This window comes from Actinotalea ferrariae CF5-4 (genome assembly GCF_000603945.1).
GTDB lineage: Bacteria > Actinomycetota > Actinomycetes > Actinomycetales > Cellulomonadaceae > Actinotalea > Actinotalea ferrariae.
Genome location: NZ_AXCW01000208.1, coordinates 1 through 3,760 on the forward strand (window position 1 = coordinate 1; position 3,760 = coordinate 3,760).

A 3,760-nucleotide genomic window follows, 5' to 3' on the forward strand; every position below is an offset into this window, starting at 1 on the left:
CAGCGGCACCGGGGCGCCGTCGTCCCGGTCGGCGTCGTCCTGGTCGGTGCGGACCGGCGCAGCGACGCGGAGCTCCTCGAGCAGGAGCGCCAGGGCGGCGTCCCGCGCGGCCGCGCGGACGGCCTGCCGGCCCACCGTCCCGTCCGGGCTCCCCCCGGGCTCCACGACCGTCCGGTGCGGCCCGCAGACCGCCACGTGGACAATCCCCGGCGGCTGCCCGTCCTGCGGGTCCGGGCCGGCGACGCCGGTCGTCGCCACGCCGTAGTCGGCCCCCAGGAGTGCCCGGACCCCGGCCGCCATGGCGACCGCGACGTCGGGGTGCACCGCCCCGCGCCGACGGAGCAGGTCGGCGTCCACCCCGAGCACCTCCCGCTTGACGTCGGTCGCGTAGGCGACGACCCCGCCGCGCAGGCAGGCGGACGCGCCGGGCACCGCGACGAGGGCGTCCGTCACCGCACCGCCGGTGAGCGACTCGGCGACGGCGACGGTCACCCGGGCGCGGGACGCGACGCGGACGACCTCGGCCGCCGTCGCGCCGTCGTCGGCCGCGGTCCCGCTCACGCGCCGCCGGGCTGCGCCGACGCCTCGCGGCGGACCTGCCAGCCGCGCCGCAGGTAGTCCAGGCCGGTCACCACCGTCACCACCACCGCCGCGACGACGAGAACCCAGGCGACGACCGTGAGCCATGACGGCAGGCTGTCGAGCGGGAGCAGGAAGAGCGCGATGCCCACGGACTGGAGCACCGTCTTGAGCTTGCCGCCGGGCGACGCCGGGATGACGACGTACCGCAGGACGGCCAGGCGCATCGCGGTGATGCCGAGCTCCCGCACGAGGATGACGACGGTGACCCACCAGGGCAGGTCACCGAGGATGGAGAGCATCACCAGCGAGGCGCCGACGAGGAGCTTGTCGGCGATGGGGTCCACGAGCTTGCCCCAGTCCGTCACCTGGTCCAGACGCCGGGCCAGCCAGCCGTCGAGCCGGTCGGTGGCCGCGGCCAGGCCGAACGCCCCGGCTGCGGCCCAGCGCCACCCGCCGCCCTCGCCGCCGTCCAGCAGCAGGAAGATCACCACGAGGGGTACGAGGAGGATCCGGGCGACCGTCACGCCGTTCGCCAGGTTCCACACGGGTGCTGCCGTCGCCACGGTCCCACCCTACGGGGCTTCCGGTCCGCAGGTCCCCCTTGGGGGCCGCCACGGGGGCGCTATCGTCCTGACGTGACGCGCCATGCCCGACGGATCCGTCGGCACCGGGCCGGTCCCGCCGTGCTGGCCCTGGCGCTCGTCCTCGGTGCCCTCGGCGCCACGACGCTCGCGGGCGTCGACCTGCTCCCGGAACGGACCGCCGTCCCGGTCGCCCCCACCGTCCGTGCCCAGGCCGCGGCCGACGGCGACGCGGCGGGACCTGCGGACCCTGCCCCGGCGGAGGAGCCCGCACCGGACGAGGGCGCCGGACCCGGCGGCCCGCGGGACGACGGGACGGCACCGGAGGCGGCACCCGACGAGCCGGCGACCGGGGAGCCGACCGCCCCGCCGGACGAGCGCCGCGAGGGCGCCGACGCCGGGGTGCCCCTGACCCTGGTCGCCGCGGGCGACGTCCTCCTGCACACACCGGTCCTCGCGTCCGCCCGCACCGGCGAGGGGTACGACTTCACCCCCCTGCTGGCGCCGCTGCGCCCCTGGGTCGCGGGCGCCGACCTCGCCCTGTGCCACCTGGAGGTCCCGGTGGCACCGGAGGGCACCGCGCCGTCGGGCTTCCCGCTCTTCGGGGCACCGGCGCAGATCGCGCGCGACCTCAGAGCGAACGGCTGGGACGGCTGCTCGACGGCCTCGAACCACAGCCTGGACCGCGGGCTGGACGGTGTGGTGCGCACGCTCGACGCCCTCGACGAGGCCGGGCTCGGGCACGTCGGGACGGCGCGCACGGCCGAGGAGGCCGCAGCGCCGCAGGTCTACGCGCTCGAGCGGTCCGGTCGGACGGTGCGGGTCGCCCACCTCGCCGCGACCTACGGGACCAACGGGGTCCCGGTCCCGGCGTCGGCGCCGTGGGCGGTGCAGCGCATCGACGTGGGCCGGCTGGTCGAGCAGGCCCGGCTGGCCCGGGAGTCGGGCGCCGACCTCGTGCTGGCCAGCGTCCACTGCTGCACGGAGTACGTGTCCGAGCCCACGGCGGAGCAGGTGCGGATCGCCGAGGCCCTCGGCGCCTCCGCCGTGGTGGACCTGCTGATCGGTCACCACGCCCACGTGCCGCAGCCGCTCCGCCGCGTCCCCGGCGGGCCGGGCGGCGACGGCATGTGGGTCGCCTACGGCCTGGGGAACATGATCTCCAACCAGGACGCGGCGTGCTGCACGGCCCGGACGGACTCGGGCCTGGTGCTCACCGCGACGGCGACGGTGCCCCCGACGGGGCCGGTGCGCGTCACGGGGGCGGAGTGGACCGCGCTGACGGTCGAGCGCACCGGCGGGCACCGGGTGCACCCGCTGCCCTCGACGCGGCTCGACCGCCCCGCCGGCGTGCTCGGTGCGCCGGAGGGGGCCGTCCGGCACGCCCGCGTGTGCGAGGTGATGGGGTCCGACGCACCCGAGCGCGTCACCCCGGCGACGGCCTCCGGCCCCGCTCCCCGCGTGCTCCCGCGGCCCTGAGCCGCACGAGACCGCAGGGGCCGCACGAACCGCAGAGGGTCAGGCCCCGGGGCCGGGGTACCCGGACTCGGCGGACGCCCCCACCGGGACCTCGGGCCGAGGGTTCGGGACGACGTCGACGAGCTCGTCGGGGAGCTCCCCCGACGGCCGGTAGGCGAGCTGGAGGACCGGCTCGGACTGCCCCGCCCCGAAGAACCAGCCCTGGCCGTACCGCCAGCCGCACCGGTGCATGAACGCTGCCTGCTCCGCCGTCTCGATGCCCTCCGCCACCGTGACCATCTCCATCTCGCGCGCGAGGGCGCCGAGCGCGCGCGACACCCGCCCGGCGACCGGGTCCTCGGGGATGCCTGCCGCGTAGGACATGTCGAGCTTGACGCCGTCGACGGGCAGGTCGCGCAGGTAGGCCAGCGGGGCGGCGCCCGTCCCGAAGTCGTCCACGAGGACGGGGACGCCCGCCGCACGCAGGTCCGCGATCTCCTGCCGCACGCGGGAGCCCGGGTCGCCGAGCCCGCCCTCGGTCAGCTCGACCACCAGCCGGCCCGGGGCGATGCCGTGCGCGCGGACGTCCTCGATGACGCGCGCGACGAGCTCCCCGTCGCCGAGGTGCTCCGCGGACACGTTGACCGAGACCCAGCGCCCCGTCTCGGCGGTGCGCGCCAGGTACTGGACGGCCTGGCGGATGACGGTCGCGTTGAGCGCCATGCCCAGCCCGGTCTCGGTGACCGTCGGCAGGAAGGCCCCCGGCAGGAGCAGCCCGCGCTGCGGGTGCTGCCAGCGGACGAGGGCCTCGTGCCCGACGACGCGGCCCGTCCCGAGGTCGACCGTGGGCTGGTAGTGCAGCAGGAGCTGGCCGGCCTCGATGGCGGCGGCGAGCTCGGCGGCGACCGCGAGCTTGGAGGAGGTCGAGGAGCCCATCGACGGCTCGTACACGACGGTGCACGACCGGCCGTTCGCCTTGGCCCGGTACAGGGCCGTGTCCGCGGCGGCGAGCATCGTCATCGCCGTCGGCCCGATCGCCGTCGGGTCCGCGAGCGCGATGCCGATGCTGGCGTGGACCGGGACGCGGCGTCGCTGGGTCTTCACGGGGACCCGCAGCGCCGCGTGGATCGCGGCCGCCA

Annotated in this window: 4 protein-coding genes; 1 reads left to right on the forward strand and 3 read right to left on the reverse strand. The window is 77.2% G+C overall.

What is annotated here, in order from left to right; all coding sequences use genetic code 11:
- Positions 1-561 (reverse strand): CinA family protein (locus tag N866_RS14495; protein ID WP_155855393.1); only part of this gene is annotated, 561 nt, incomplete at its 3' end.
- Complete coding sequence (gene pgsA, locus N866_RS14500) at positions 558-1,145, reverse strand: CDP-diacylglycerol--glycerol-3-phosphate 3-phosphatidyltransferase (protein ID WP_034227599.1); 588 nt, start codon at positions 1,143-1,145, stop codon at positions 558-560. The genes N866_RS14495 and pgsA, both read right to left, overlap by 4 nt.
- Before the next feature lie 72 nt (positions 1,146-1,217).
- Between pgsA and N866_RS14505 the strand changes: the two genes are divergently transcribed.
- Positions 1,218-2,642, forward strand: a complete 1,425-nt coding sequence (locus N866_RS14505) for a CapA family protein (RefSeq protein WP_034227600.1) — start codon at positions 1,218-1,220, stop codon at positions 2,640-2,642.
- A gap of 39 nt (positions 2,643-2,681) precedes the next feature.
- On the opposite strand, the gene N866_RS14510 is transcribed toward N866_RS14505, so the two are convergent.
- A partial coding sequence (locus N866_RS14510; protein WP_155855394.1) for a GGDEF domain-containing phosphodiesterase occupies positions 2,682-3,760 on the reverse strand: 1,079 nt, incomplete at its 5' end.